At 55.1% G+C, this 26,776-nt stretch carries 22 protein-coding genes and 1 CRISPR repeat array; of the genes, 11 read left to right on the plus strand and 11 right to left on the minus strand.

Going from position 1 to position 26,776, the window contains the following annotated elements; all coding sequences use genetic code 11:
* The first annotated feature begins 7 nt into the window (after positions 1-7).
* From casB to ACZ5BW_RS05020, 8 genes are all read left to right on the plus strand, one after another.
* Positions 8-541 (plus strand): type I-E CRISPR-associated protein Cse2/CasB, encoded by a 534-nt coding sequence (casB, locus tag ACZ5BW_RS04985; RefSeq protein WP_464543114.1) that lies wholly within the window; start codon positions 8-10, stop codon positions 539-541.
* Between the two features lie 41 nt (positions 542-582).
* Entirely contained in the window at positions 583-1,668 is a 1,086-nt protein-coding gene (gene cas7e / locus ACZ5BW_RS04990) for a type I-E CRISPR-associated protein Cas7/Cse4/CasC (protein ID WP_464543116.1), read from the plus strand.
* Positions 1,669-1,673: 5 nt separating this feature from the next.
* On the plus strand, positions 1,674-2,438 hold the full coding sequence (gene cas5e, locus ACZ5BW_RS04995) for a type I-E CRISPR-associated protein Cas5/CasD (RefSeq protein WP_464543118.1): 765 nt from the start codon (positions 1,674-1,676) through the stop codon (positions 2,436-2,438).
* Between the two features lie 5 nt (positions 2,439-2,443).
* Positions 2,444-3,166 (plus strand): type I-E CRISPR-associated protein Cas6/Cse3/CasE, encoded by a 723-nt coding sequence (cas6e, locus tag ACZ5BW_RS05000; protein WP_464543120.1) that lies wholly within the window; start codon positions 2,444-2,446, stop codon positions 3,164-3,166.
* 125 nt (positions 3,167-3,291) lie between these two features.
* A complete protein-coding gene (gene cas1e, locus ACZ5BW_RS05005) occupies positions 3,292-4,212 on the plus strand; it encodes a type I-E CRISPR-associated endonuclease Cas1e (RefSeq protein WP_464543123.1) in 921 nt (306 codons plus the stop codon).
* Positions 4,193-4,483 (plus strand): type I-E CRISPR-associated endoribonuclease Cas2e, encoded by a 291-nt coding sequence (gene cas2e, locus ACZ5BW_RS05010; RefSeq protein WP_112892660.1) that lies wholly within the window; start codon positions 4,193-4,195, stop codon positions 4,481-4,483. The genes cas1e and cas2e overlap by 20 nt, the downstream gene beginning before the upstream one ends.
* 64 nt (positions 4,484-4,547) lie before the next feature.
* Positions 4,548-8,058: direct repeats of the CRISPR family, unit length 29 nt; unit sequence GTGTTCCCCACGCGGGTGGGGATGAACCG.
* Positions 8,059-8,325: 267 nt separating this feature from the next.
* The gene (locus ACZ5BW_RS05015) at positions 8,326-8,793 is read left to right on the plus strand and encodes a hypothetical protein (protein ID WP_464543126.1); all 468 of its coding nucleotides are present in this window, start codon (positions 8,326-8,328) and stop codon (positions 8,791-8,793) included.
* 523 nt (positions 8,794-9,316) lie between these two features.
* Positions 9,317-9,652, plus strand: coding sequence for a YggL 50S ribosome-binding family protein (locus ACZ5BW_RS05020; RefSeq protein ID WP_464543128.1), 336 nt, complete (start codon positions 9,317-9,319; stop codon positions 9,650-9,652).
* 50 nt (positions 9,653-9,702) lie between these two features.
* Here ACZ5BW_RS05020 and ACZ5BW_RS05025 read toward each other — a convergent pair whose 3' ends face one another.
* Entirely contained in the window at positions 9,703-10,980 is a 1,278-nt protein-coding gene (locus tag ACZ5BW_RS05025) for a PQQ-dependent sugar dehydrogenase (protein ID WP_464543130.1), read from the minus strand.
* Positions 10,981-11,457: 477 nt separating this feature from the next.
* Between ACZ5BW_RS05025 and ACZ5BW_RS05030 the strand changes: the two genes are divergently transcribed.
* The 3 genes from ACZ5BW_RS05030 to ACZ5BW_RS05040 all read left to right on the plus strand — a co-directional run bounded on the left by ACZ5BW_RS05030 (position 11,458) and on the right by ACZ5BW_RS05040 (position 12,862).
* Positions 11,458-11,685 carry an AbrB/MazE/SpoVT family DNA-binding domain-containing protein gene (locus tag ACZ5BW_RS05030; protein ID WP_464543132.1) on the plus strand — a complete coding sequence of 76 codons (228 nt, stop codon included), beginning with the start codon at positions 11,458-11,460 and terminating at the stop codon, positions 11,683-11,685.
* Complete coding sequence (locus ACZ5BW_RS05035; RefSeq protein WP_464543134.1) at positions 11,682-12,074, plus strand: type II toxin-antitoxin system death-on-curing family toxin; 393 nt, start codon at positions 11,682-11,684, stop codon at positions 12,072-12,074. Before ACZ5BW_RS05030 ends, ACZ5BW_RS05035 begins: the two co-directional genes overlap by 4 nt.
* 248 nt (positions 12,075-12,322) lie before the next feature.
* Positions 12,323-12,862: a macro domain-containing protein gene (locus ACZ5BW_RS05040; RefSeq protein ID WP_464543136.1), complete on the plus strand. Its 540-nt coding sequence runs from the start codon at positions 12,323-12,325 to the stop codon at positions 12,860-12,862.
* 45 nt (positions 12,863-12,907) lie between these two features.
* On the opposite strand, the gene ACZ5BW_RS05045 is transcribed toward ACZ5BW_RS05040, so the two are convergent.
* The 10 genes from ACZ5BW_RS05045 to ACZ5BW_RS05090 form a co-directional block, all read right to left on the minus strand.
* On the minus strand, positions 12,908-15,325 hold the full coding sequence (locus ACZ5BW_RS05045; protein ID WP_464543138.1) for a penicillin acylase family protein: 2,418 nt from the start codon (positions 15,323-15,325) through the stop codon (positions 12,908-12,910).
* A 224-nt stretch (positions 15,326-15,549) separates the two neighbouring features.
* The gene (locus ACZ5BW_RS05050) at positions 15,550-15,855 is read right to left on the minus strand and encodes a c-type cytochrome (RefSeq protein WP_074973464.1); all 306 of its coding nucleotides are present in this window, start codon (positions 15,853-15,855) and stop codon (positions 15,550-15,552) included.
* 152 nt (positions 15,856-16,007) lie between these two features.
* Complete coding sequence (locus tag ACZ5BW_RS05055; protein WP_464543142.1) at positions 16,008-17,396, minus strand: amidohydrolase family protein; 1,389 nt, start codon at positions 17,394-17,396, stop codon at positions 16,008-16,010.
* Between the two features lie 66 nt (positions 17,397-17,462).
* The gene (locus tag ACZ5BW_RS05060; protein WP_464543144.1) at positions 17,463-18,611 is read right to left on the minus strand and encodes a glucuronyl hydrolase; all 1,149 of its coding nucleotides are present in this window, start codon (positions 18,609-18,611) and stop codon (positions 17,463-17,465) included.
* A gap of 31 nt (positions 18,612-18,642) precedes the next feature.
* Positions 18,643-20,085 carry an alginate export family protein gene (locus ACZ5BW_RS05065; RefSeq protein ID WP_464543146.1) on the minus strand — a complete coding sequence of 481 codons (1,443 nt, stop codon included), beginning with the start codon at positions 20,083-20,085 and terminating at the stop codon, positions 18,643-18,645.
* 161 nt (positions 20,086-20,246) lie between these two features.
* Positions 20,247-21,467, minus strand: coding sequence for an MFS transporter (locus tag ACZ5BW_RS05070; RefSeq protein WP_464543148.1), 1,221 nt, complete (start codon positions 21,465-21,467; stop codon positions 20,247-20,249).
* On the minus strand, positions 21,460-22,692 hold the full coding sequence (locus ACZ5BW_RS05075) for an acyl-CoA dehydrogenase family protein (protein ID WP_464543150.1): 1,233 nt from the start codon (positions 22,690-22,692) through the stop codon (positions 21,460-21,462). The genes ACZ5BW_RS05070 and ACZ5BW_RS05075 overlap by 8 nt, the downstream gene beginning before the upstream one ends.
* Positions 22,680-24,344, minus strand: a complete 1,665-nt coding sequence (locus ACZ5BW_RS05080) for an AMP-binding protein (protein WP_464543152.1) — start codon at positions 24,342-24,344, stop codon at positions 22,680-22,682. Before ACZ5BW_RS05080 ends, ACZ5BW_RS05075 begins: the two co-directional genes overlap by 13 nt.
* Positions 24,341-26,275, minus strand: coding sequence for a CoA transferase (locus ACZ5BW_RS05085; RefSeq protein WP_464543154.1), 1,935 nt, complete (start codon positions 26,273-26,275; stop codon positions 24,341-24,343). Before ACZ5BW_RS05085 ends, ACZ5BW_RS05080 begins: the two co-directional genes overlap by 4 nt.
* 35 nt (positions 26,276-26,310) lie before the next feature.
* The gene (locus ACZ5BW_RS05090) at positions 26,311-26,583 is read right to left on the minus strand and encodes a MoaD family protein (RefSeq protein ID WP_464543156.1); all 273 of its coding nucleotides are present in this window, start codon (positions 26,581-26,583) and stop codon (positions 26,311-26,313) included.
* Between the last annotated feature and the right edge of the window lie 193 nt (positions 26,584-26,776).

Genomic DNA, 26,776 nt, shown 5'->3' on the forward strand with positions numbered 1-26,776 from the left:
ATAAATAATGGAAGAAAAAAAATCGATCCCCATCAAAATCCTTTTTGCCCAACCGTTAACCGATTGGTGGGAAAAGTTGGAAGACGATCGCGCCAGCCGCGCCATGTTGCGGCGATGCGCAACGCTCGACGCAGTGACATTAAGCGATGCTTACCAGCGCTTTTACCGCTATATGCTGGCTTGTGGCTGGCCAGAAAGTTCCAGTGAGTGGCAAAGGGATAAGCTCGCCGCAATTGCTGGATTAGTGGCACACGTCAAAATGAAAGATGGTAATCAAGGTGATTTCGACGATACGCAACGCTTGCCTATCAGAATGTATGAATCAAAAGGCGACAGGCTCTTGGTGTCGGAAATCCGTTTTCGGGGCCTGCTCAAGGTTGAAACCACTGATGATTTGTTTACCAGTCTGCGTCGAATTTTACCCTTGGGAGGTCATCAAGCCAACATTGAGCAACTGGCACACGATGTCTATTGGTGGAATGACGACATAAAAAAACAATGGGCTTATAGCTATCGATGGCCGAGCAAAAAGTCTGCCTGATTTTTTAAAAACCCTTTATAAAAACTATCAAAGGAAAAACTATGTCCCGTTTTATTCAGCTGCATATCCTGACCAGCTACCCTCCTTCAAACCTCAACCGCGATGACACCGGCCGTCCAAAAACCGCAGTGATTGGCGATTGCACCCGTTTGCGTATTTCTTCGCAAAGTCTTAAACGGGCCTGGCGTACCTCCGATATTTTCGAGAGCGCGCTGAAAGGGCATATCGGTACGCGCACCAAGGAAATGGGCGTGAGCGTTTATCAATCGCTGACCCGGCAAGGTGTCAGCGAAAAAAATGCGCGTGAATGGGCAAAAACAATTGCCAGTCAGTTCGGCAAATTGAAGTCCGACAAAAAGGCCGAAAAAAACGAAGATCTGCACGTTGAGCAACTGGTGCATTTCAGTCCCGAAGAGGAAAAAGCGATTGCCGATTTAGTGACACAACTGGTGTCGACAGCGACTGCGCCAACCGAGGAAGATTTGAATCTGCTGCGCAAGCAGCACACTGCCGTGGACATTGCGATGTTTGGCCGCATGCTGGCTTCATCGCCGGCTTTTAATACCGAAGCCGCCATACAGGTAGCGCACGCTATCACCGTGCACAAGGCTGCGGTCGAAGATGATTATTTTATTGCTGTTGATGATCTCAATGCCGGCGAAGAAGACCGGGGCGCCGCACATATCGGCGAACTGGGTTTTGGTGCAGGCGTGTTCTATTTGTATATCTGCATTAACCGTGAATTGCTGGAGGAAAACCTGGGGGGCGATGCGGAGTTGACACGAAATGCCTTGAATGCCTTCATGCAGGCGGTCACAAAGGTGTCGCCCATCGGCAAGCAAAACAGTTTTGCTTCGCGAGCCTATGCAGGTTTTGTGCTGGCGGAGAAAGGTGATCAACAGCCACGCAGTTTGTCGCAAGCCTTTCTCAAACCCATAAAGCCCAAGCAGGAAAAAGGCGAAGATGAAAAAGGCGAAGATACCTTGAGCCGTGCCATTAAGGAATTAAGCAGGCGCCGCGACAACTTCAACGCGGTGTATGGCGATTGCACCGATGCCTGCGCGCAGTTTAATGTTGAAACGGGTGAGGGGAGCCTGAATGCATTAGCCGAATTTGTTGCGAACTAATTCCTATGGAAACCCTGGTTTTTCAACTTCATGCTCCGCTATCCTCGTGGGGCGAAGCGGCCGTAGGTGAATATCGCCCGAGCGCGGAATACCCCAGCCAGTCCGCCATACACGGTCTGCTGGGTGCGGCATTGGGCGTTGATCGCGCCGATGATGCGGCGCAGGCAGCCTTGCGCACAGGCTATCGCCTGGCAGTAGGTGTACTGAGCCAGGGAAGATTGCTGCGCGATTACCATACTGCGCAAGTGCCTGGCCGCGCTGATCTGAAAAAGCGGCCGCACGTCACGCGGCGGGATGAATTGTCATTGCCCAAAACGGATCTCAATACTATTTTATCCAGCCGTGATTACCGGCAGGATGCCGCCGCTTTAGTGGCGGTGCAAAGGATGACGAATGCACCTTATTCATTAGCGCAATTGGCTGGGGCATTAAAAATGCCGAAGTTCGTGATGTATCTGGGACGCAAATCCTGTCCCCTTGCCGCACCTTTGCATCCCTGCGTCCTGGATGCTGAAACCATTTGTGCGGCCTTTACGGGTTACCGGCAGCAACTGGCTGATCTGCGGCAGCAGCAATTGCCAAAACATGCTGAGCCACATGATTTATCAGTTCATAAAATCGCTTGGGGTGACGATTTCGGCGCTGACGACCTGTCGGTCGTGGGGGTGAAGCGCGACTTGAGCATCACCCGCAAGGACCAAGTGATTACCCGCCAAGGCTGGCAGTTTGCAGGCCGCAGCGAACATATCGCTTTACTGGTGAAAGGATAAACGTCATGTATTTTAGCGTTATTACGCCAGAGGAACGCTTGTTGCGACGAGCCGCGCATGAACTGTCGAAATCGTCTTATGACGTCCATCAATGGGTGTGGAAATTTTTCCCGAGCAGTGCGGATCAACGGCGCGATTTTATTTTCCGGCGCCATGAGCAGGAACAGATGCCGCGTTTTTACGTGGTTTCGCAGCGGCAGCCCACCGCATTCAGCGATGCGTGGCAGGTGGAAAGCCGCCTCTATGCTCCCCAATTGAAGGAAGGCCAGCGTTTATCCTTCCAGCTCCGTGCTAATCCGGTGATTACCAAAAAAAATGCCGACGGGAAATCCCGGCGCCATGATGTTGTGATGGAAGCCAAGAAGCAGTTGCTGACGGAACACGGATTCAGCAATGGAGCAAAATGGGCGTATTGGAATGACGAAAGCAAAAAGCCACTGCTGTATGAATTGGTACAAAAGCATTGTGCTGAATGGCTCGACAGGGTGGCGAAAAGAAATGGATTTGAGGTTGCGCTGACGAATGAAGAGGCGCCGCAACGCAAGCTGCAAGTGGATGCCTATGAGCAAAGCATAGCGGCTAAGCACCCTCGCGATATCCGTTTTAGCACGGTGGATTTTTCAGGCGAGCTACTTGTGACAAATCCCCAGTTATTTAATCTGGCTTTATATAACGGACTCGGCCACGCGAAGGCCTTCGGTTGCGGCTTGTTGCTGGTGCGGAATTGAGCGGTTTGGCATCTTTGACTATATGCAGAGGGGAAAGGCAAAAATGAGTTGGGAAAATAGGGGCATGAAGTTTTATTGCGGTCATCTCTTGCTGCGCCCCTTCCCGGGCTGATTGCACCGATTATATGGCCGATCTCCTGCCGTCCCTGAAACCGATTGCCATAAAGGAACGGCTTTCCATCCTGTTTATCGAAAAGGGCCAACTGGACGTGCTGGATGGCGCGTTCGTTGTGCTGGATAAGAGTGGTGTCCGCACGCATATTCCTGTCGGCGGTGTTGCCTGTCTCATGTTGGAACCTGGTACAAGGACTTCCCATGCCGCTGTAGCGTTGGCCGCGCGAGTGGGCACACTGCTGGTGTGGGTGGGCGAGGCGGGGGTGCGTTTGTATTCTTCGGGCCAGCCAGGCGGGGCGAGGGCTGATCGCTTGCTCTATCAAGCCAAACTGGCGTTGGATGATACCTTGCGGCTCAAGGTGGTGCGTAAAATGTATGCCATCCGCTTCGGCGAGGAGCCCCCGGCGAGGCGCAGCGTGGAGCAGCTGCGTGGCCTCGAAGGGGCGCGGGTGCGCGAGACATATAAGCTGATCGCAAAAAAATATGGTGTGGAATGGAAGTCGCGTAATTACGACACCAGCGAATGGGACAGGGGCGATTTGCCCAATCGTTGCCTCTCATCCGCGACGTCATGTTTGTATGGAGTGGCTGAGGCCGCAGTACTGGCAGCAGGGTATGCACCCGCAGTGGGCTTTATTCATACAGGCAAGCCATTATCCTTCGTTTACGATGTGGCGGATATTTATAAGTTTGAAACGGTTGTGCCGGTGGCGTTCAAGATTGCTGCCAGATTCCCGCAAAATCCGGAACAGCAGGTTCGCCTCGCTTGCCGCGATGTATTCAGGGAAAGTAGATTGCTTGAGCGCATCATTCCAGGAATAGAGGAAATGCTATCGGCCGGCGAAATTACTCCGCCGGCATCTCATGAGGAAGCGGTGCTGCCCGCAATTCCCAATGAAGAAGGTTTAGGCGATGTTGGTCATCGTACTTGAAAATTCTCCACCGCGTCTGCGCGGACGGCTCGCCATCTGGTTACTGGAGATCCGTGCGGGTGTTTATGTCGGCAATTATTCCGCAAAAGTTCGCGATAATATCTGGAATCAAGTAGAAAAAGGTATTGAAGATGGCAATGCCGTGATGGCGTGGCGCACCAATTCAGAGGCCGGTTTTGATTTTGTGACGGTGGGGAATAATCGGCGGATTCCCGTAGAGTTGGATGGAGCGAAACTCGTATCATTTCTCCCCGAACAGGACAAAACGTAGTAAAAAAGTTGGTACAATTTTGATGTATTGATTTTTGATGTAGATTCAAAGAGATGAAAGAAGTGTGTTCCCCACGCGGGTGGGGATGAACCGATCGATAGATGCGATTATTCGCGGACTGCCGGGTGTTCCCCACGCGGGTGGGGATGAACCGTCCATCGAGGACGCTGCCATCCTTCGCAAGCTGTGTTCCCCACGCGGGTGGGGATGAACCGCGCTTTCGGAGTCTTTTCCTTGCACGCGGCGAGTGTTCCCCACGCGGGTGGGGATGAACCGGGGATATGGTGATCCCCTTCTTGGGTGACATTGTGTTCCCCACGCGGGTGGGGATGAACCGCAGGAGGTCGTGCCAGGCTTGAATGGGGATTTGTGTTCCCCACGCGGGTGGGGATGAACCGAAAAAGAGGATAAGCGCAAGGCAGAGTTGCATGTGTTCCCCACGCGGGTGGGGATGAACCGCGTCCTGTGACCTTTGTGCCACAATTCCCTTCGTGTTCCCCACGCGGGTGGGGATGAACCGACACATCGACAGCAGCGCCGCCTGCATCAAACGTGTTCCCCACGCGGGTGGGGATGAACCGCCGGGCGGCGACCAGTTCAACAGCACGGCAGCAGTGTTCCCCACGCGGGTGGGGATGAACCGGAAACGGGCGAAATAGTGGGGCCGAGGCCGATGTGTTCCCCACGCGGGTGGGGATGAACCGGCGTCGGCAATGCTGGCCACATGTTCAAGCGTGTGTTCCCCACGCGGGTGGGGATGAACCGTCCGAGTCGCCTGATGACATAACCGATCTGGCGTGTTCCCCACGCGGGTGGGGATGAACCGCGAACGCAAATATTGCCAGGATTGCTGAAGCAGTGTTCCCCACGCGGGTGGGGATGAACCGCCAGATTCGGATTGTTTAATCTCCCATCCTTCGTGTTCCCCACGCGGGTGGGGATGAACCGCAATATTCAAGCGACATAGCCAGCATGGATGAGTGTTCCCCACGCGGGTGGGGATGAACCGTACTCTGGAATGTTCACCAGGGCAGAGGCAGTGTGTTCCCCACGCGGGTGGGGATGAACCGACGCTGAGTGCGTTCCAGGGCCGTATGAATGCGTGTTCCCCACGCGGGTGGGGATGAACCGGAATTCTACGAGAAGAGAGACGGTTCGACCGGAGTGTTCCCCACGCGGGTGGGGATGAACCGGTTAACCATGGAAAAAGACAGAGAAGAATTCGGTGTTCCCCACGCGGGTGGGGATGAACCGGGATACCCCTATGGCACCATTCCGCGCCTATTGTGTTCCCCACGCGGGTGGGGATGAACCGACAGCAGAACGGGTATGCCCGTAGTCAACCTAGTGTTCCCCACGCGGGTGGGGATGAACCGCAGGGTTACCGTCATTTGTTTTGCGTTTTGCAGTGTTCCCCACGCGGGTGGGGATGAACCGCAGCGACAAGCCAATCGGTTTTACTGGCGCGCGTGTTCCCCACGCGGGTGGGGATGAACCGCATTATCCCGGCCAGACAGCAGACGAGAAGCAGTGTTCCCCACGCGGGTGGGGATGAACCGGTCTGTTTCGTGGTTCCGAGGGATGGAATAACGTGTTCCCCACGCGGGTGGGGATGAACCGACATATACCTCACCAGAGGGAATATCATCGGGGTGTTCCCCACGCGGGTGGGGATGAACCGCAGTTCGGTTCCACGATGCAGGGACAGCCTGAAGTGTTCCCCACGCGGGTGGGGATGAACCGGTCTGTTTCGTGGTTCCGAGGGATGGAATAACGTGTTCCCCACGCGGGTGGGGATGAACCGACATATACCTCACCAGAGGGAATATCATCGGGGTGTTCCCCACGCGGGTGGGGATGAACCGCAGTTCGGTTCCACGATGCAGGGACAGCCTGAAGTGTTCCCCACGCGGGTGGGGATGAACCGCAAACTATAAAAAGCGCCGCCGTAGATCACAGGTGTTCCCCACGCGGGTGGGGATGAACCGCCACATAGCCAACGTTTCCCCAGCTATATGAGGTGTTCCCCACGCGGGTGGGGATGAACCGTTACATCAGCAGCGTTCGCCGGAGCATTTGCAGTGTTCCCCACGCGGGTGGGGATGAACCGCCAATGCCAATACCGGCCTGATCAACAGGGTGGTGTTCCCCACGCGGGTGGGGATGAACCGGGAATTGCGACAGTGACCAGACCGATGATGATGTGTTCCCCACGCGGGTGGGGATGAACCGGGCAGCAAGAGAACCACCACCGTTAAGACTGAGTGTTCCCCACGCGGGTGGGGATGAACCGGTTTTCGCGCTACCCTTGATAAACCGACCATCGTGTTCCCCACGCGGGTGGGGATGAACCGAGGTAGATGAGTCCTATGATCAAAATAACTATGTGTTCCCCACGCGGGTGGGGATGAACCGACTGAGGCGGGGCGTGAGGTGCGCAAGATCTAGTGTTCCCCACGCGGGTGGGGATGAACCGGCACTATGGCATTGCAACTGGGTCTCGATAAAGTGTTCCCCACGCGGGTGGGGATGAACCGGCCAGGGCGAGGACGTGAGCGACCAGATAGGTGTGTTCCCCACGCGGGTGGGGATGAACCGCTAAAACTTGAAGTGGATGTTGATCTGCAAGTGTGTTCCCCACGCGGGTGGGGATGAACCGCAATTTCCCGGAACAGCGATGATTCCAATGGTGTGTTCCCCACGCGGGTGGGGATGAACCGACATTCCTGCGTCAGTATCGGTTGCCCACTGAGTGTTCCCCACGCGGGTGGGGATGAACCGTCATCAGCCGGCACAGTTACGTGATGAACGCTGTGTTCCCCACGCGGGTGGGGATGAACCGGATTTGCCGTGAAATTCCCTGAAATCCTCGAAGTGTTCCCCACGCGGGTGGGGATGAACCGCATATTAGCGATTATTTAACCAGCCCTCTACGGTGTTCCCCACGCGGGTGGGGATGAACCGCCGCCGAAAATCTCTTACGAAGCCGCCTATCTGTGTTCCCCACGCGGGTGGGGATGAACCGGAATTAAAGCTCACCGACATACAGAAGCAGTGGTGTTCCCCACGCGGGTGGGGATGAACCATCCGAGTTGGCCTCAGCAGCACGGCTTGGATGGTGTTCCCCACGCGGGTGGGGATGAACCGGGTTCCACATACACGCGATGTTTTGGTAGATGGTGTTCCCCACGCGGGTGGGGATGAACCGGCATTTGTGGACGGCGCTGATACAGGTTTTACGTGTTCCCCACGCGGGTGGGGATGAACCGTGGTAGTTCGTCACTTCTTCCAGCGTCTTGCAGTGTTCCCCACGCGGGTGGGGATGAACCGCAACTTCTCCTGCAGGTCAGGAGACAGCTTGTGTGTTCCCCACGCGGGTGGGGATGAACCGAAACATTCCGCCGCATGTGGGGCATTTCTTCCGTGTTCCCCACGCGGGTGGGGATGAACCGGATCGACCGCAGAGAAATTGCCGAGATGTTTGGTGTTCCCCACACGGGTGGGGATGAACCGAGGTAGACAAATCCGTTTATCCGCTTCTCAGCGTGTTCCCCACACGGGTGGGGATGAACCGATGATAGTAACAGTTGGAAACACGAAAGGGGGGTGTTCCCCACACGGGTGGATGAACCGTACTGCCAGTCAAAATCTGGCCGCAGCTCCTCGTGTTCCCCACACGGGTGGGGATGAACCGCCCTCCGGAGAGGGCTGGTGGGTTTCGCTCAAGTGTTCCCCACGCGGGTGGGAATGAACCGCAGCGGTAGCGGGTAGCGAGCGATAGCATCCGCTTTGTAGACTTTCTGAACTTGGTCGAGGATTCCCCTTGGCATCAAAAGATAGAGATGGCGAATAATTCACTAGATGCAGCAAAACAAATATCTGTGAACCAAAAGACATTCGTCAAGGCTATCGTTAAATACGTCCTTACTGTCCACAATCCAGCAATCGGTGATACGGAGAAAGAAAAGAAGATTTTCTTGAACTACTGGAAGGCCATTACTGAATTACTGGACGACGGTCATTCGACGGTGCTCTACAAGTACAACGGTGTGGAGCTCCTTTGCAAATTCTCGATCCCGTTTTTCATGAAACTCCAAAATAAGGGGAGCTACACCGTTAGCACCATGAAAGCTTTGCTGAAGACATGCTTTGATAATATGGAAGGGGAATATGCTGGAGTGGGGCATCCTAGCTGGTGGGCCAGCGGATCGAAGGCTAACTGTCTAAACGCTGGCGCCATAAATGTAGTATCACAGCATTTGTCGAAGGCTCTCAATAAAGGAGCAATGAGCCAACCTATCGAGCTATGAAGGTAGAAGAACTTGTACCATGCCCCACTAACAAAACAAGCGCTGGTTTCACCGCAGTCACCAAAAATTCCTACCACCCCGTGCAGGCTGCTACGCCTTTGTTACCTTCTCCGGCATAGTCCTATATGTTGGGTTGACTGCAAATCTGCGTAAACGTATGGGCAACCATCTTGATATACCAGCGAAAACAGCCGAGACAGCAAAAGGTCGGGCAGTTTGGTTCTATTGGATAGAGACTGACCAACTCAACAAAGTGGAACGGACATGGACGAATATTCACATTCAGCACGAAGGGTGCAAGCCCATTCTGAATCGAATTTACTCGCCTATATAAAATAAAAAAGCTTTCAATTTCGAATTTCGAATAATCTAAAACTACTACACTTTGTATCTGACTTCTTGGTCGGTATAAACTTCTTGCTATCGGTTTAATACTCACCTTTTGAACCTCTGACCAGCCTTTATGATCTGAGATACCTCGGGCTACTCATCCTTTTATTCGCACCATTAATCACTTCATAACATGTCCAAAAGCAGAAGCAGGCGCCTCAGAAAAAAACTCCATCTGGATGAATTCCAGCAATTTGGCTTCGAGATTTCATTTTCATTACCTGAAAATCTTGATAGCGAGAAACTGAACGATTTTTTTGATCAATTTATCACGGAAGCCATTGAGAACAACGATTTGTGGTTTGGGGGTGGAATCGGGGGAAATAGCGGAGGTTTTGTAACATTAGAACGAAAAAGCGCTACTGAAGAGCATAGAGAGCGGGTAAAAAGCTGGTTATCTGCGCATCCTATGGTAGTTGATATCCAGATCGGAGAGCTTGTTGATGCATGGTATGGGCATGATGAGTAAATAGGGTTGAGCGAAGCGGAACCCGACAAGAAGCAGGCAAAATCATTAGTCTAGCTACATAACGTAGTAGAGTCCGATTCTGACATTTCATCCGCTTTTCCCCTTCGCCTCGCCCACACTCCAATCAAACCCATCCCCGCGAGCATCATCGCGTAGCTTGCAGGTTCAGGTATAAGGGTTATTCTCCCGACCTGTCCATTGAGGCTTATCAGATAAAGGTTGCCGGAAGCGTCCTCGCCGAATGAGGAGATATTCCCCGAAATGCCGGTTGGGGAGAGCAGTTCGGCAGTGCGGTCGGTGAGGTCGGTAATGCCTGAGCCGGTGAAGCGGAAGGACATTACTTTGTCGTTCACGAAGTCAGCAAAGAAGTAGGTGCCATCCAGACCGGGGATTTCTGAGCCTCGGTAGACATAGCCGCCAATGACTGAACCGCCGTCTGCGGTATGGTTATATTCAAAGATAGGCGGCGTGTGGTTGGGAATCTGGGGATCATTGGGAAAATTCACCAGCGTGCCCTCGAATCTGCGCCATCCATAATTTGCTCCGGCGGCGCCTATATCGATTTCTTCGCGGGCGTTTTGTCCCACATCGCCTATATAGAAAGTGCCGTTTTCCCGGTCAAAACTGTCGCGAAACGGGTTGCGCAGCCCATACGCATATATCTCCGGATTACCCCCCGTGATATTTCCATCAGGTATCGCATAACCATACTGCGTGGGATCATTGGGCAGGCGATCAGATGAAACATCGACCCGCAGAATTTTGCCGAGATTGCTGGACAGGTTTTGTGCGCGATTACCAGGATCATCATGGAAGCCGCCGTCTCCTGTGGCTATGTAAAGATTCCTTGATTCACCGGGCCTGAAGCCCAGCCAACCAGCCTTGTGATTGTTGAATTCAGGTTGCTGCACAGTGAGCACTGTTTGTCGGCTTGCGATGTCGGCAACGTTTGGCTGCGTCGCGCTTACCTGATACGTGGCGACTACGGTGTTGAGCGAGGTCCTGTCTATGTAATCGACATAAAATCGACGGTTGCTAGCAAAGTTTGGATCGAATGCCATGCCCAGCAGGCCGCGCTCACCCTCGGTATTGACCGAGCCTGACAGATCGAGAAATGGTGTTGGCTGCACAGCTCCATTCTGGAGGATTTTGATCAAGCCGCCCTGTTCGACAATGAACAGGCGTGAGTCTCCTGCGGGCGATGTTGCGAACAAAGGGCGATCAAGGCCGCTTGCAACGATTCGGGTTTGCAGCTGTGCAAAAGCCGCTGGCACTCCAAGGCCAGTGGCGAAGACCAAAGTGAGCAGGGCAGAAAAGGGTTTGATCATGTCAGCTCCTCGGACCGATTAGAGTTGGAGTTAATAGAGTCAATAGCGGAAATAATGCGAAGGCCAACTTATGTATAGAAAAGGCAAAGTTCGCTGTCAACCCGGCTTGAGATTTGAAGTTGACATCCTCCTCTGCCTAAAAGCAGGGGATTCCAACAGCGAAAACCATGCTAGGCACGATTAACGCCTTGTCGGTTCGCACTTCGCAAAGAGGGTAGGGGATGCTGGATCTGCCCCCTGATTTGCCGGAGCACATCGCTTTGTTCAGTTCAAGCGGCGGTTAAGTATGAAGTCCCGACAAATATCCTTCTCGCCATCGCGAAGAAGGAGGGCGGCAAGCCGCGTCAATATGTGCGAACTAGAACTCGTTATCTATGATATCCGCCTGCTTGCCCCATCTTTCCTTAACTGATGTTTGAAGCATGAGTGATCTTGTATAATCAGTTATTACTTTTGTAATAACTTCCAGGAGCCCACATGCTCGAACTTAAAGTCCGTAAATTTGGAAACTCACTCGGGGTCGTCCTACCCAAAGAGGTCATTAATCGCCTTCATACTGGCGATGGGCAGCCGCTCTATCTTATAGAGACCCCGGAAGGGGGGTACTTGATTACATCCTATGACCCCACCTTCGAGGAAAAAATGGCAAAGGTCGAGGATATCTGTAACCGCTATCGCAACACGCTCCATATACTGGCCAAGTGAAAGAGCTATCATGGATAGACGAGCGAGACGCGCTCATAATCCATAACCGCCTGCTCGCGCTGCATGGGGGACCGCCCGGAGTTCGCGACAAAACGCTTTTATCATCGGCTCTGGCGCGGCCTCGTCAATATCTGGCTTATTCCAGCAATGTAGATATCATTAGCATGTCTGCCGCTTACACTGTGGGAATTGTGGGTAATCATCCTTCTGTAGACGGTAACAAACGCACAGGCTTTGTCATTGGCATCCTCTTTCTGGAACTCAATGGCTATCGGTTTACGGCCAGCGAGGAAGAAGCGGCGCAAGTCGTGCTCTCACTAGCGGCAGGAACACTGGATGAGGAAGGATTTGCTCTGTTTCTTCGAGCGAATACTGTACACGAGGGATGATATCGAGTGATTCCATGGAATGATCCTAATGACTGAGTGAGATACGCTGGGCCCCAGGCGCGCTACGGTGTTTGTTGCGACAACTTGTTCCAATGGAAATAAAGGTGGCATGTAGTAAGGAATCTGGCTGAAGTCGCAGGAATTGCAGAGGAATCACAGGGGCAAGCTAAAGCGGCACAGCTTGCTATACTGAATCATAGGGTGCATAGGTTGTCTTATTCATTGTCATCCATTGCGGAGGGAGGCGCATGATTCACGAAGTAAGGGGCGATATCCTGCTGAGCCATGCTCAGGTCATTGCTCATGCCGTTGCTCCCCATGATCATTTCAACCAGGGACTGGCTTTGAGTTTGAGCCAGCGGTGGCCCGCCTTGGTCAAGGATTTTCACCACTTCTGCCATGCCATGCACCCCAAGGCCGGCGATGTATGGGTCTGGTCGGGTGCGATGGGCAAGCGGGTGATCAGCCTGCTGACGAATGAAGCGCCGTCCGGCACCGGGGGCAAGGCGCTCCCGGCCAGAAAGGAAGTTTTAGAACTGTCGTTGCGCGAACTTCGCAATCTGCTGGAGAGCAAGAGGTTTACCCATATTGCGCTGCCGCGTCTTGCTACGGGCGCGGGCGGCCTGGATTGGAAGGTGGTGGAGCCCTTGATCGAGCGGCATCTTGGAAACCTGGACCTGCCTATTTACATTTATACTCAATATGAGGAAGGCGTTCAGGCCATAGAGCCGGGGTTAAGCCGCCATGGCGGTCTCGACAGGAGACCGGACGCTTCCCGCAAGCAATGAGCCTGACGCCTGACGATTCTTGGGTCCGGTTCCAGGACCGGGAGATCAGGAGGGATTTTTGCGGGCGGGTAGCAGATGCAACATTTGCTCGGAGGGGCCGGGAAGGAAGGGAGTGCGCCTGCCTGTCACCCAGTCTTCGTGTCCGCTGCCGTAATAAGGTGACAGGGGATGTCCGCTCTGGCCGCCGGGCATCTCGAAATATCCATTCTCCTCATCGCCCGGGGCAACGGCGAGACGATTCGACGCACCGAACGCTGGACCCTGCACGCGTGGCATCTTGCTGTCTCCGGCAAGTTCATCCTTGGGCATATCCAGCCACTTTCCGATAAATAATGGTAAAGCCTGGCTGAAAGGATGCCGGATGTTCGCCGTGTTGCGTTCACCCCAGGTTCTCGCCGCGATACCGCCAGGCTGGCGCCGGAAACGTTCGGCAACCCGGTGCGCGCACTTGCCGAGGAGATCGTCCCAGTCAGAATGGACAGGGAGTAAAAGGTGCGGGGGGCGTTCCTCTATCAATTTCCATACCGCATATTCCGCCTGGTTCAACGGCGGCAGCACGAATTCCGGATATTTCTCCCGCACGGCTGCTTCGAAGCCGCGAAGCACGCCGCTTACAACTTCCTGGCGAAAGGCGCGCACCACCCGGTAGGCCACGGATTTTGTGGATGCATGTCCATCCCAATCCTTGAGCGCTTGTTGCATTTCGGTGCGCCAGGGTGCCGCTTCGGTTCTTTCCAGGGTCTGTTCGAGAAGCTGCCGCCATTGCGCGAGGAACAGCGCCCGATCGTCCAGTTGAATGGTCAGCATGGTGGCGGGCGTGAAATGATCATGTTGATAAAGGGTGTCGCGGATCTGCTTTGCCCGTGCGCCGAGATCAAAGCCGCCATCTCCGAGCCTCTCCAGCATCAGGCCGTCCACGGTGCGCGCGTTCGCGGTCCACAGGCGCTGGTCGGCGGGATCGATGATGGTTGGATAGAGTGCGGGATCCAGCCATCCGTTCCAGCCGGTATCCGGTGCGCTCCAGTCTGCCGGGAGCCGCGGGTCATACCCCTTCTTGTCCCGTGCCGGAAGCCTTCCGGCAATGGTCCATGCGGTTCTGCCTGTCCGGTCGCCGACGATAAAGTTCTGCGCGGGGATACCGGAGTTCCGTACGATGGCGATCGCCTGGTCCACGCTTTCGGCCTGTTCCAGATCGGTAAGCTTGATATCCATGGAGCCCGGTTGGTGCGCAGTCCAGGCAAATGCGAGCGGCGTTCCGTCATGATCGGTTGCCGCAATGGGTCCCCATTCTGTTTCCTGGACCTCCAGTGTTTCATCTGCCGATCCGCGTACACGCAGCACTTCGCGATGCACCTCGATGCGCTTCCATCCATCCGCAGTCCGGTAGCGCAGGGGATCATCCGGATCGCGCGTTATCCGCACCCAGTCAATCAGGTCACCATAGCTGTTTGTAAAACTCCACGCAATGTGCCGGTTGGAACCGACCGTGATTGCCGGTGTGCCCGGCAGGCTGGCGCCTGTGATGTCGCTTGTTTCCTCTGGTCGTTGCGGGTGGGGATAGATGAAGCGTGTGCGAAACCAGATATTGGGGACGCGCAGTTCCAGGTGCATGTCATTGGCAATCAGCGCCGCGCCCCCGGCCAGCGAGCCAGTCACGGCAAAGCTATTGCTCCCAAGCACATCGTCGATGTATTCGTCGGGGCTGTGCGTATCCACGGGAGGCATAAGGCCGGGATCGAGCTTGCGGAGATCGAGTTCGCTCGCAGACGGGATATCCGGCCAGGCAAGGGGAGGGCCCAGCAACGGGGCATCCCATTTGCCACCCTTGGCGCTAAGAAACCGGAAGACAGCCGGGGAAAGCGCATCCCGCAGGGTAGAGAAGGCAATTTCGCGCACGTCGCTTGCCTCTTTCAACGTGAAATACATCGCCCCAATGACCAGCAAGCTGTCTTCGCTGCGCCATGCCAGGGGCTGTAAGCCCAGCAGAAGATAGGGAAAGGAGTTTGTCGCCAGCGCATCGAGACCTTCATTTACCCCATCGCGATACGCGTCGAGCAGTTCGCGCTGTTCAACCGGCAACTCTTTCAGCATCGAGGACGCGCGTGCCCGCATCCGATGCTTGCGTGCTTCCCGATCGGCGGGCAGGACGCGTGATCCGAACAACTCAGCCAGTTCGCCCGCAGGCTGGCGGCGCATCAGGTCCATTTCAAAGAAGCGTTCCTGCGCGTGAACATAACCCAGTGCCCAAACCAGGTCATGCCGGTTTTGAGCGCGCAACGTAGCGGTACCGAGGGTATCGCGTTCGACAGCCACAGGTGCAGACAGGGCGTCCGTTTGCACTGTTCCTTCGTATTGCGGCAGGCTTCCATGCAATACCAGCCAGAGAATGCCAACGGACAGCAACGCCAGGATAACAAGCGCGCAGGCAAAACGGGCCAGACGATAAGGCGCCCGAGAAGTCATGTAGGCGGATTCGCTACGGCGAAACAGCCACTGATAGTGTGCGGAACGACTATCGGGTACGGATTATGCCAACAGGAGGGGATATGCAAGGCGTTTTCAGGAGTTCAAAAGCTTTTCCCGGAGGGATTCTACCGTCATTTTTCGCCATCCAGCCGGATGCAGGCAACAGCCGGCTGCGGTCTCATATCCTGTTGTCATTTCCTGTCAGAACCCTGGCGCGGCCGCTATTTCGTCTTGCTGTTCGCCAGAACGTATTCTGCGAGACGCTGGGCCGGTTCGCCCTGAATATTGGGGAAAGCGGTCATGCCCATGCTTCCCTTCTGGACCTTCTGAATGATGGCATCCTTATTGGCCATCTTCTCGCTCAATATCATAGCCGCGCCAGCTTCGGGTTTGTGGCATTTTGTGCAGTTTGTGCTGAATATATCTTCTCCAGTGGCATCCGAGGGCGGAGTGTAAGGATCTGTTTTCGAACAGCCCATCAAGCCTGCCAGTGCGGCAAACGTCAATATCAAAGTTGTCTTCTTCATTTTTGCTCCTGATTAAAGAGGAATTGTTTTTATACCGCAGGGAGGGAGATTATAGCGCGCTATTCAGTGCAAGTTACATTGCACTTTGAGGCTTCGTTCAACAATCCCTGATCATTGAGCGGAGTTGGCCCTGTTGCCTGTTCTGTTATCTGTCACCTGCCGCTGCCTTGCCGGAAAATGGCTGGAAAATTATTCAAAATAATTTCTCCGCCCGAAATAACCAGGTCCGGGTATTCCAGGTTTTTCAGGTTATGGGTGGGATCGTCCTTGACAGCGATCAGGTCGGCAGGCGCGCCGGGTTGGAGAGTACCGAGAAGGGGCAAGCCGAGGTGCTCTCCCGCTTTCGACGTGGCTGCGCGGAGGACTTCCAGGGTTTCCATATTTCCCATCTGCATCATGAACATAAGCTCCTGGGCGTCGATTCCCCTGGGAACATCCGGGTGTGCGATTTCAGCGCCATACAGCAGTTCGCCACCCTGCTCCCGCCAGACGCGGGCGTTGTGCGCAACACCGGGGCATTTCGACAGGGTATCGAGTGTCGTAACTATTTTGACGCCCTGTGACACGGCCTTTTTTAACAGGGGCTCGGGGATGGTGTCACAGGGAATATGCGCCCATTCATCGATCCCCGCATTGATGGCAGTCTCCGCGCCTTTTGTCTCGGCAATATGGGCCGTTACCTTACGTTTGTTCGCATGGGCTTCATCCACTATCGCCTTTACGATGCTTTCAGGCAGCAGGGGCCAGGCAGTGTTGAGACCAGTATTGGAAGTATTGGGATGTGGGTGAGAGGAATGGGCGTGCTTTGCCGGTTTGTTACTTGTCGGTTCATGACTGGGCGGTTCGTGGTTGGGCAGTGCATGATGAGCGTGACCATGGGCAGGCGCGGGAGCGTTATGATGATGCCCGTGCCCATGGCCGCCCGACCATGGCGCGCCGGGCTCGCCGCCGGGTTCCAGGGCGATCTTGATCACGACCGCGCCCGCATCGATCAGGTTGCGAACCGTTTCTCGTGCTTCTTTTTCCGTGGATACCGGTGTTGCGATATTCTTTTCCCCTGTCAGCGGAATAGGATAACCGCCAGGGGCGGTGATGATGGGTCCCGAGGTAAGCACACGCAAGGCGCCATTTCCCCCGTAGGGCTTGTGTACCGGTCCGCCTACGTCCCGGATGGTGGTAATCCCATGCTTCAATACCGTATCAGCAGGAACACGCTGGAACGAAAGGTGCGCGTGCAACTCGATAAAACCGGGCAGTATCGTCGCATCTCCCAGATCGATGACTTTCGCATTATCGGAGGTGAATGAGCCGCGGGGACCGATTTGCGTTACCTTTCCGTTTATTACCTGTACCGATGTGTTCGTCCTCATCTTGAGGCCGTCGAAAACCCGTGCGGCATGCAGGAGAAGCGCTTCGTGCTTCCCTGTTGTCTGGGCAACAACCAGAGGGGAAGCCAGCATGATCGACATCAGCGATAAACCCGCCGTGATTCGGCTGGTAATGCTGGTGAGGCTGGTGATTTTCAGGCAGATGTTTTCCATAGCCTTTTCTCCTTTTTCCTTTTATCCTTGATTGCGTTTCAGATGCTGCTCGATTCAGCAGCGTTTTTAAAACCTGTCCGGCTTCAGCATACCCAGCAGAACGCAGAGAGCGGCCATGAGAAAAAAACTGCCCCAGGCAGACTCGACCATTTCCTCTTTGTTGTCGCTGGTCTTATAACAGCAGCCCCAGAATATTCCGGAAGGCGGATCTCCACTTTTTGCACGGTTGCCGCTTTCATGAAAACCGGTGAAGTAATCGCTTCGAACGATTGCGGCAATCTCCCGATGCGCAGAAGTACGCCATTGCGTTCCATCCGCCAGCAGTTCAGCGAGGGCGAGCATGGCGAGGGACGCGATGATTGAGGACGAAGGGTCGGCAAGGCCTGATGGATTATCCAGCCGATTCAGGGGCAGGGGCTCCGGCCGCGATCGCTTCCAGTATTCACACGCGCGCAATGTGCAGGTCAGGTAAGGTTCTCCCCACAGTGCTGCTGCGCGGCTTAATCCCAGCATGGCCCACGCTTGACCGCGAGACCATACGCCTGCCTGCTCCATTGGTTGAAAGTGCCCGTCAGCGAAGCGTGCGCCGGGGTGAAATGCGCCGTTCCCGCTACTACACGTCGCTGATACGGTACTTGCGTGAGTACGCGCGATTTGATGATGAGCACTATCTTCACTTCGACTCAGAAGTTGGATCAGGGGAGCCAGCGAGTCCACGGAGATGAGTTGATTGCCTTCCCTTCCGCCCCCCATATCTCTACCGAGTGGAACGCAATGCATTTCCGGATCATAGGAAGCGGCAATCGCGGAAATGGATGCCGAGGTAAGGCCACACGCCTTTGCGTCACGGAACCAGAGATCGCCAAGCGTTGCCCCATACCAGAATATGGGGTTTCGGTTAATGGAGTCGATTGTGATTTTCGGTGATAGCCGCTGGCAGATGTCCACGGCATTACGCCGATCGGACAGGGCGCCTGTTATTCGTGATCGAAGCCACCAGCAAGCGCTCCAGTATCCCCCGACCCAGGAACCGCCTGACGATAAGATCCATTGATCGGCAACTCCCGGCGAATAAAGGGGAAAACTGTTCGCGCAGCTCGAATGAATGGCCTCCAGGCGCTGTACCAGCGACTCCAGTGCCTGCTTCATTTCTGCATGACTCAACAGGATGCCTGGCGACTGCTCCTCGATGCTGTATCGGGTCTTTTCAAGCATGTGCATAAGGGCTCAAGTAAAAAAGGCCGCTTCAAAAAATCAGGCTGAAGTCGATGTAGACCATGTCCGCATCTTTCTTGCCCTGATAAAAATTCCTGACGACGCTGCCGCCGAATGCATGGCCATAATAGAACCGCCATGACAAGTGCTTGTTGAGCGTGTGCGTGAAGCTGATGTCCACCAGTTGACCTACATCGCTTTTGCCGCCGGAGGGGCGACCCGAGTAGCCAAATGCGCCCGAGCGGGATGTCGGTCCCAGCCCCGAGTAGAACAGGTCACTCGAATTGCTGAGGGACAGATGGTGCAGATCGATTGTTACCCTGGTTTTCGGAGTGGGCGAGACAATCATCTGAAGAAATGCGTCCTGCATATTTATGAGGTTGTAGAAGGGGAGCTTGGCGTAGGCGCGTCCGCTGGGAAGGGCGGTAAAGTAGGTCTTATGCGTGCCGTCATTGGCGTTGCCGTCGCCCGAACTTCTGAAATAGAGCGCGCGCAGCCATGGCTGGAAGGGAAGATCTGTCCATTGATATCCGGCTTCTGCCGCAATCGCCCACGCCTGGTGGTCCTGGTTGGTCCAGTCACCGAACTGATAGGCGCCCCACAACAAGGCATCGATGCTGCCCGAACCCAACGGCTGGAGAGTGAGCAGGTGCGCGCCGATGGTATGGAGATTCAGGTTCCGGTTATCAAGCCTGGGCCGTTCTGCGGCAGGACGGTTGTCCACCGCCTGCGTGTTGCGCTTGTCATCGTAATTGAGGTAGAAGAGGCGGCCCTCGGTTCCCGGCAGCAGCGCATCCTTCTTGCTGGTGAGTGCCGCATAGAACAGATTGATGTCACCGATTTCTTTTTGCCCCTGGACAGTGAACCCGCCCTGGGTGGGACGAATTCCGGTTGCCGTTATATTGAAACCGGGCTGGTCATAAACGGCGGTAAAGCCATCGAAGCTTCGGCCTACATGGACGACGTTGGAGGCAAGGAGGCGTTGGGCGATACGCGCCCGTTTAAGCCCGTCGAACTTGCCGATACCCGTTGTATATTCCATGCCATCCATGAACTCGAACCGGCCGATTCTAAGCAATGCTCCCGGCAGTCCCAATGAGCTGAACTTGAAGTCGAGATAAGCCTGTTTCAGGAAAATATTGCTGGCATTCGTTGACTGGTTGGCAAGGAAATAAGCTCCGCCCAGTCCCAGTGGGCCGCCGGGAGATGCAACCGCATCGTCCGGAAGACTGTATAAACCTATATATTGGGCTTGCGCATAGCCATCGATATAGGGCGTGGTGAGCAGGGCGCCCAGTCTTGCCCGCGCCGCCCACAAGCCATAATCATTGTTGTTATTGATTGCCGGCTCTGGTCGAAAAAAATTCCATGTCTCGTGGCTGCCATACAGTTCGCCTATCAGCCGCAGATATTCGTTGATCTGACCTATGGGTTTGATGCCGTCGGCAGCCCATGCACCGGTGACCTGAAACATGAGGCAGATCAAGGTGCAAAGAACTGCCCACCCTGATCGTTTAGTTACAAACACTGAACTGTCTTCTTCCGCTGCCTGAATTACTCTTGCGCAAGGTCATGAGGATTATCAGCTTCATGGATTCATCGATTTTTACAACTCAGGTCTTACATCTCAGGTTCTTACATCTTTGCGGTGGTTGCGCGCTGAACCGCGCCAGTTGACGTCAATATTTGCGCCTTGCGGCGTCGGGCGGAAGCCAGTCCCAGGGCCATCAGGCACCCGCATAAAAGCACGCCGATCAGCAAGCCCCAAGCGGACTGGGAACTGCCGGAATAATTCGAAAACGCACCATAAAGGGGCGGGCCTGATGCGAAGCCACCGAAGAAAGCGACGGAAACAAAACCCGATGCCGTTGCTACCGGGCCAAATCCGGCATCCCTGATCAGCATGCTCATTGCGATTGCATTGGTGCCGACGGCGGTGAGGCCCATTCCCACAGTCCCTGCCCAGAGATGCCAATGACTGTCCGCATTGGCGTTCATCGTCACTGCGATTGCGCAAGCTGCAAGGGCGATGAGCACAAGCAGAAGCAGCGACTCGTCTTTCATTCTGGCGCCAACGGGTGTCAATGTTATCCGCGAGAGTATCCCCATCACGCCGAAGACGGCGATCAAGCTTCCCGCCACCGAGAGCGGCATGCCTTGTCGGACGGCAAAGGTCGGCAGGAACGTAACGAAAGCGGAGAGCGCTATACCCACGCAGAACTGGATAGCCATCAAACGCAGCAGCAGTACATTCGGCGGCGGAACCGTGAGAGTTTTACGCGTTCCCGAGGGTTTTCGCGGAGCGATGTATGGTGTCGTAATTCCGAACAGTATCGCTACCGGAACAACGATGCCGAATGCCGCATGCCATCCGTATTGAGTTGCGATGGCGGGAAGAACCAGACCTGCAAAAAGCGCTGCGAGCTGAACACCGGATTGCTTGAGTCCTACGACTGTCGCCTTTTTCTCCGGTGAAACCTGCTGTGCAATCAGGAGATTGGTGACCGGGTTTGCCAGTGCCTGGGCGATTCCGCAAATGGCAGCGGCTGCAACGAGGGAGTAATAATCTTCAACCGTTGCAATCAGCGCAAAAGCAAGCGCTACGGCGAAGAAAAGCGCTGCAAGCGCCCAGCGTGCCCCGATCCGATCCACGAATGCGCCTGCCCAGAGCGATAGAATGGCCGCGATGCCGAATGCACTCATCACCAGATAACCGAGCAACCCGGCCTCGAAGCGCAGATCACGCACAAGGAATGGTCCCAGCGTGCTGATGGCATACAAGACCAGCATGGGCAGGGCCATGGCAAATACCAGGACAATCCTGAACCAGATGGCTGCCAATAGTGATTTAGTCAAAGTGATAAACGTCCTCTTCCTTGAAGAAGTCGATGAGCCGGCGGCCTGTCGAACTGATAAGCGACTCGTCGGTGCCGTCGAGAATTCGCGACGTGCGGGCTATCCTGTAAATTCCGGAAAGGGGCGTGAGGTCGCTGATGCCTTCGGCGCCGTAAAGCTGCACCGCCGAATCCGAGGCAATGCAGAGCGCTTGTGACGCGGCCATTTTCGCGACATTGATCCGCACGTCGCTGGGGCATTGAATATCAATTCCGCGCGCAGCTATGCGAATCAATTCGCGCGCACTTGCAATGGCCTGATAGGTGTTGGCGATGTGCTGCCGTACGAGCTGCTTGTGCGGCAGCCGGGCTGAAAGGCCGCGGCGGGAATTGATGCGCGCACCCATCAGGTCAAAACATCGTTGCGCCAATCCTACCCAGTTCATCGCGCGAAGCAGACGGCCGAGACGGAGCCGTTGACTCATCAGCTCGATGCCATTGCCATTTTCGCCCAACCGGTTATATTCGGGGACCTGCACATCGGTGAAAGACATTTCACCCTGGCCCAGAAAGCGCCCCAGTATGGGAATCTGGCGCTCGATACTGAATCCAGGCGAATTCGCGGGAACAAGGATCATTGAAAGTGTCTGGCGTATGTTGATTTCTTCTTTGCCAGTGCGCGCCAGGACGGTGACAAAAGTGGCGCGGTCCGCATTGCCGACAAACCATTTTCTGCCATTGATTGTCCAGTTCCCGTTCGATAGATGGGCGCAAGTCGTTATCAGGGTGGGAAACGAACCGCCATGATCGGGCTCGGTCATGCCGTAACTGGGAATGGCTTCCCCGGCAATCATAGGCTCCAGGAAATTTTTGCGGATTTCATCGCTGCCGAACTTCAGGAGCATGTGCGCATCCAGGGCTGAATGGGTGCCGAAGATCGCGGATGAGAACTCTGAGCGCCCTTCCTGTTCGGCCACGATCAGGTAATCTTCGAGAGAAGCAATTTTTCCGCCGTGGGAGGGCGGATAAAACAGGCCCCAGAGCCCGGCACGCCGCGCTTTTTCGGTCAATTCCGATTGCAGTTGCGCTGCCGAATCTCCTCCCTCCGCCAGGCGCGGCTCGCAGGGGATGATCACCTTGTCGACGAACTTTCTTACCTCGCGCGAAAGAGATCGGGCTGCTTCCGTGTGGGAGGATGCCAGATGCTCCCGATGCTCCTGATATGCTTGCAGCATCAATGTGCCCATTCGGGATGATTCCGTTCACCAGGATACTGCGTGAACTCGACTTCGGCAGTCAGCCGCTTCTTATCGATTTTTCCCGCCGGGCTGAGGGGCAGTTGGCGGTAATAGCGCAGGTATTCGGGAAGCTTGCTTTTCTCCAGTCCCTTTTCATGGAGAAAACGGGTGAACTGGGAAAGCGAAGGACGTTCCGCTCCCTCTCTCATGACGAGACAGAGGCAAACCCTGTGTCCCAGATCCGCATCGGCCACCGGAACGCAGGCTGCGCTGACGACAGCCGGGTGGGAAACGGCAATGTTTTCAATTTGAGCGGGACTGATATTGACGCCGCCCCGAATGATGATGTCTTTCTTGCGCCCGGATAGCACCAGATGCCCCTCTTCATCAATCAGGCCGAGGTCACCGGTATACACCCATCCCTCCTGGTCACGATACAGAGCATCGAGGTCCGGCGCGTTGACGTACTGCATGGGACTTATCGGGCCCCTGGCCGCTATTTCTCCTATACAGCCTTGCGGCACTTCCTGCTTCTGGCCATCGATTATGCGGATGGAACAGATTTCCGGATTGGGCCTTCCCGCCGTCCTGATAATGGTTTCCAGGTCATCATCCAGGGTCGTATGACAATTGACGCCATCGGCGGAGCCATACAAGCCGATGAATCCGCATCGGAACGCCTCGGTACACCGGCGAATCGAGGCCTCATCGATTTTCGCGCCGCCGCTGATAATGGCAAGCAGGCTGGACGTATCCGCCTGCGCCAACGCAGGGTCCGCGGCAATGCGCTGAAACATCGTGGGAACGCCCAATATATGCGTAGGCTTCAGTTCCCCAATGGCTTGAACAGCGGCTGCAACGTCGAATTGCCGCAGGACAATGAGGGATCCGCCAAGCCAGGATAAAACCCCGAATGTCGCCGTGGAGCCGAACGCTGTGCCGAGCGGCATCAGATAAAGCCCTCTGAAAGTCTTTCCTTCAGGATGAATTCGTTGCAGAAAACGGCCTCGCCCGCCCGCCAGCGCATTGTGAGAATAGGCAACCCATTTGGGCTCGGATTCCGTGCCCGATGAGATCAGGAAGCGGACAGGTGAATCCGGGCAGACTGTCGGCAGCAGGTCTCGTTCAATGGGGCCGGTCCGGAACAAATCATCCAGTGCGTGCCAATCGTCTCCGGCTGCTCCATCGACAACGAGGATGCGCAGTGAAAGCAAGGTGGGCCGTATGGATTCGATCAATTCGCAAAGGTCGGTTTTTCCATATTCGCGCTCGACAATAATTGCACGGGCGTCACAGCGTCTGAGCAGGGACTGGATATCGAGGCGGCCCCGTCCCGGCGGAAAAGGCGCCACGATGGCTCCAAGCGCGGCTGCCGCCAGATCGATCGCGCAGCTGCGCCAGCCGTTATGAAGCTGGTATGAAATTACATCACCCGCAACAATGCCCAATTCCTGGAAACTGGCAGCCAGGCGATGAATCTTGTCCAGCAACGCTGCGTAACTGATGGTGTGGTCGAGCGATATTACCGCCGGACTATCCGGGTGTTGCCGCACTTGCTCGCAAAACAACTCGTACAGGGATTTATTCGGATAGATTCCCTGCCGGGCCCATTGAGCGCGCACCTCGGTGGGGACCCTATCCAGGATGCCGGAATGGTTCATTTAAATCTCCAGGGAGAATTGACTTGGGTGTAAGAGCCGGGAGTCAGCCCTGGTTGCAGATGCGCCAGGGTTTGCAGGTCGGCAAGATCTTCGATGACAACGGCGGAGGGAATGCCTGCGTGCTGGAAGAGTTCAACCCATTCATCGGCCGTTCTCAAGGGGAACACTTCGCTCAGGCATCGCTGGAAGCCTTTGCTTTCAATGCCGGCAGTAATGTCGAGGACTTCCGCGAGCCGTAATACCGCATCCATATCAGGGCATTCGACTGTAATCCTGCCCTGTCTTGTGGCGTAAACGTCATTGACTTCATTGATGATGCTTGCCGAAGGTTTTGAACCGGAAGCCGGCAAGCTGTATATATCCCGGAAATCCTCTGCACACAAAAGTGTTGCTGCGCTCATGAGCGAGGAAGTGACCTTTGCGCCCACATTGTTCATACACCGGTTAAGCAGCGCTATCGTGATGCCTTGAGCCGCTACCACGCCTCCGAGCACATCCAGGACGGTGAACAAGGAGCCGCCACGGCTGCTCCCGGCTCCTGCGACCTTTCCAGCCACTCCCGAATAGGCTTGGGCCATGAAGTCCGTTCCGGGCATTGAATTTGAAGAGACGTGCTCGGCACAATCGGTGGCCCATCCACCCGCATAGGCATAAACCAGGGATGGGTTGATTGCCGCCAGATCGCCATGATCGAGATTGAGCAGTACCGCCTTGCCAGGCGCCCAGTTATGCAGAAAAACGTCGGCGTGCCGTGCCAGTTCCCTGATTTCTGTTTTTCCAGCCGCGGATTTGATATCGATTTCGCGCACTGTCTTGAGACGGTTGAGCGCCTGGAAACGCGCAGAGCAACCTTCAGCCATGGGGGGCATTCCTCGCAGCGGATCGCCGCCCGGCGGCTCTATCCTGATAACCGTTGCTCCGAGGAGTGCGAGCAAGTGCCCGGCGAGAGGACCTTGTATGCGCCGGCATGATTCGATCACCGTGAATCCGCTTAACGGCAGATCATTCCCCGGCAATGCACCAGCGGGGCGCAGGTATTCGCCATTCGGCTTTGGTCCAGATGAGAACGACGAAAACGACCACGGGCCCTGCTGCCAGATTTGTCTGGCATCGTCGTCCTGCGCCCTGTCATCGATCGAGCGGACAGGGCAGATAGCCATGCCGGTTCTCGCACATATCTGTGAGATACGGTGATAAGTCAGCTTCGAGATAGCGAGGGACAGTTCATCCGGCAATGGCGATGCCGCTCTCGCGTACCGCAGCAGAAAAGCTCTCCATCCTTTTCCCGCCGCTGCTGAACTTACAGCCAGTTCCGTCCAGAATTTTTGCCAGGGGCCGGCATCAAGTGTTTCGAGTTCAAAAATAACTCCGTCCAGGGAAACAAAAGGAGGGCAAGCCGGGGGTGAAGCAGGGAGCGGGCGGGTGGCTTCAGCGGCCTCGGTGGTTTCAGGGGACTCCGAAGCTGTTGCCCCGGCGATATACTGGCTCATGCTCAACAAGCCTGCGGCTGCCATCGAGACAGTGCTGCCGGAGACAGGCAACCCTCGCAGCTGGGCAATGGAAGCGGCGATGCTTCCCTGAAGCGCCAGGGCCGCGGTCAAGGTCGAAACGTAGTTCAGCCCTAGAGGTTTCGGCTGCCGGTGGGTTCGCCCGTGTACCGACATCAGCCCGCATGCCGCCTGCATGATGTTTTCGCTCACAGTTGCCTGCCGGGAAGGATCTTCCCACCGGGTGATCTCGCATATGACAGGGGCAGTGTGGGGTGTTTCGAATTCGAAGCACAATGCTTCATTACCTGCATAATTCTCATTTGCCGCGATATTCATCCCCAACACTTCGGACTGATAAAGAAACGAGGCGGCTATGGGGGCAAAATCAGGAGTTATGCTTTTCGGACCCTTCATCACACAACCCGTCAATGGTTGATTCATGCTCATGTTTCCCCGGGATAGGAGTAATTTCGGGCTCAACCCCCTGCAACGGCAGGCAGGATGGTTAACAAGTCGCCGTCAGCGAGTCTGGTTGAGAGACCCTCGCTAAAGCGAATATCGTTGTCGTTCACATAGATATTGACGAAGCGGTGCGCCTGGCCCCCGGTGATCAGTTTTTCCTTGACGCCGGGGTACTGCTGTTCCATTCGTTCGATGGCATCGAGCACATTGGAACCATCCACTTCGATACGCTTCTGGTTATCGGTGAGTGGTCTGAGTATGGTTGGGATACTTATGGTTATCGGCATATTTATTTCTCCGTAGCTGGTTTTAAACACGAAAAGTATTAATAAGAATTCCGATTTGCGTTAACGCCCTCATTCAAATAAAAGGCGTATGAGTTCATCCGATTCTTTGCGGATTCAGGCGCTTTCAAGCGTGCCTGAATCCCGTTGCCACTGCCAATATTCCTGATCGACCTGCTTGCGAAGAAACCTGTTC

Source organism: Nitrosospira sp. TNL300 (genome assembly GCF_055385915.1).

Coding starts and splice junctions, on each gene's coding strand:
- ACZ5BW_RS05040 (WP_464543136.1), top strand. CDS start 12,323: ATGATTCACGAAGTAAGGGGCGATATCCTGCTGAGCCATGCTCAGGTC.
- ACZ5BW_RS05060 (WP_464543144.1), bottom strand. CDS start 18,611: ATGCTTGAAAAGACCCGATACAGCATCGAGGAGCAGTCGCCAGGCATC.
- ACZ5BW_RS05015 (WP_464543126.1), top strand. CDS start 8,326: ATGGCGAATAATTCACTAGATGCAGCAAAACAAATATCTGTGAACCAA.
- ACZ5BW_RS05055 (WP_464543142.1), bottom strand. CDS start 17,396: ATGGAAAACATCTGCCTGAAAATCACCAGCCTCACCAGCATTACCAGC.
- ACZ5BW_RS05050 (WP_074973464.1), bottom strand. CDS start 15,855: ATGAAGAAGACAACTTTGATATTGACGTTTGCCGCACTGGCAGGCTTG.
- ACZ5BW_RS05045 (WP_464543138.1), bottom strand. CDS start 15,325: ATGACTTCTCGGGCGCCTTATCGTCTGGCCCGTTTTGCCTGCGCGCTT.
- ACZ5BW_RS05080 (WP_464543152.1), bottom strand. CDS start 24,344: ATGAACCATTCCGGCATCCTGGATAGGGTCCCCACCGAGGTGCGCGCT.
- ACZ5BW_RS05075 (WP_464543150.1), bottom strand. CDS start 22,692: ATGGGCACATTGATGCTGCAAGCATATCAGGAGCATCGGGAGCATCTG.
- ACZ5BW_RS05090 (WP_464543156.1), bottom strand. CDS start 26,583: ATGCCGATAACCATAAGTATCCCAACCATACTCAGACCACTCACCGAT.
- ACZ5BW_RS05025 (WP_464543130.1), bottom strand. CDS start 10,980: ATGATCAAACCCTTTTCTGCCCTGCTCACTTTGGTCTTCGCCACTGGC.
- ACZ5BW_RS05085 (WP_464543154.1), bottom strand. CDS start 26,275: ATGAATCAACCATTGACGGGTTGTGTGATGAAGGGTCCGAAAAGCATA.
- cas7e (WP_464543116.1), top strand. CDS start 583: ATGTCCCGTTTTATTCAGCTGCATATCCTGACCAGCTACCCTCCTTCA.
- casB (WP_464543114.1), top strand. CDS start 8: ATGGAAGAAAAAAAATCGATCCCCATCAAAATCCTTTTTGCCCAACCG.
- cas5e (WP_464543118.1), top strand. CDS start 1,674: ATGGAAACCCTGGTTTTTCAACTTCATGCTCCGCTATCCTCGTGGGGC.
- cas6e (WP_464543120.1), top strand. CDS start 2,444: ATGTATTTTAGCGTTATTACGCCAGAGGAACGCTTGTTGCGACGAGCC.
- ACZ5BW_RS05020 (WP_464543128.1), top strand. CDS start 9,317: ATGTCCAAAAGCAGAAGCAGGCGCCTCAGAAAAAAACTCCATCTGGAT.
- ACZ5BW_RS05030 (WP_464543132.1), top strand. CDS start 11,458: ATGCTCGAACTTAAAGTCCGTAAATTTGGAAACTCACTCGGGGTCGTC.
- cas2e (WP_112892660.1), top strand. CDS start 4,193: ATGTTGGTCATCGTACTTGAAAATTCTCCACCGCGTCTGCGCGGACGG.
- cas1e (WP_464543123.1), top strand. CDS start 3,292: ATGGCCGATCTCCTGCCGTCCCTGAAACCGATTGCCATAAAGGAACGG.
- ACZ5BW_RS05065 (WP_464543146.1), bottom strand. CDS start 20,085: ATGTTTCAGGTCACCGGTGCATGGGCTGCCGACGGCATCAAACCCATA.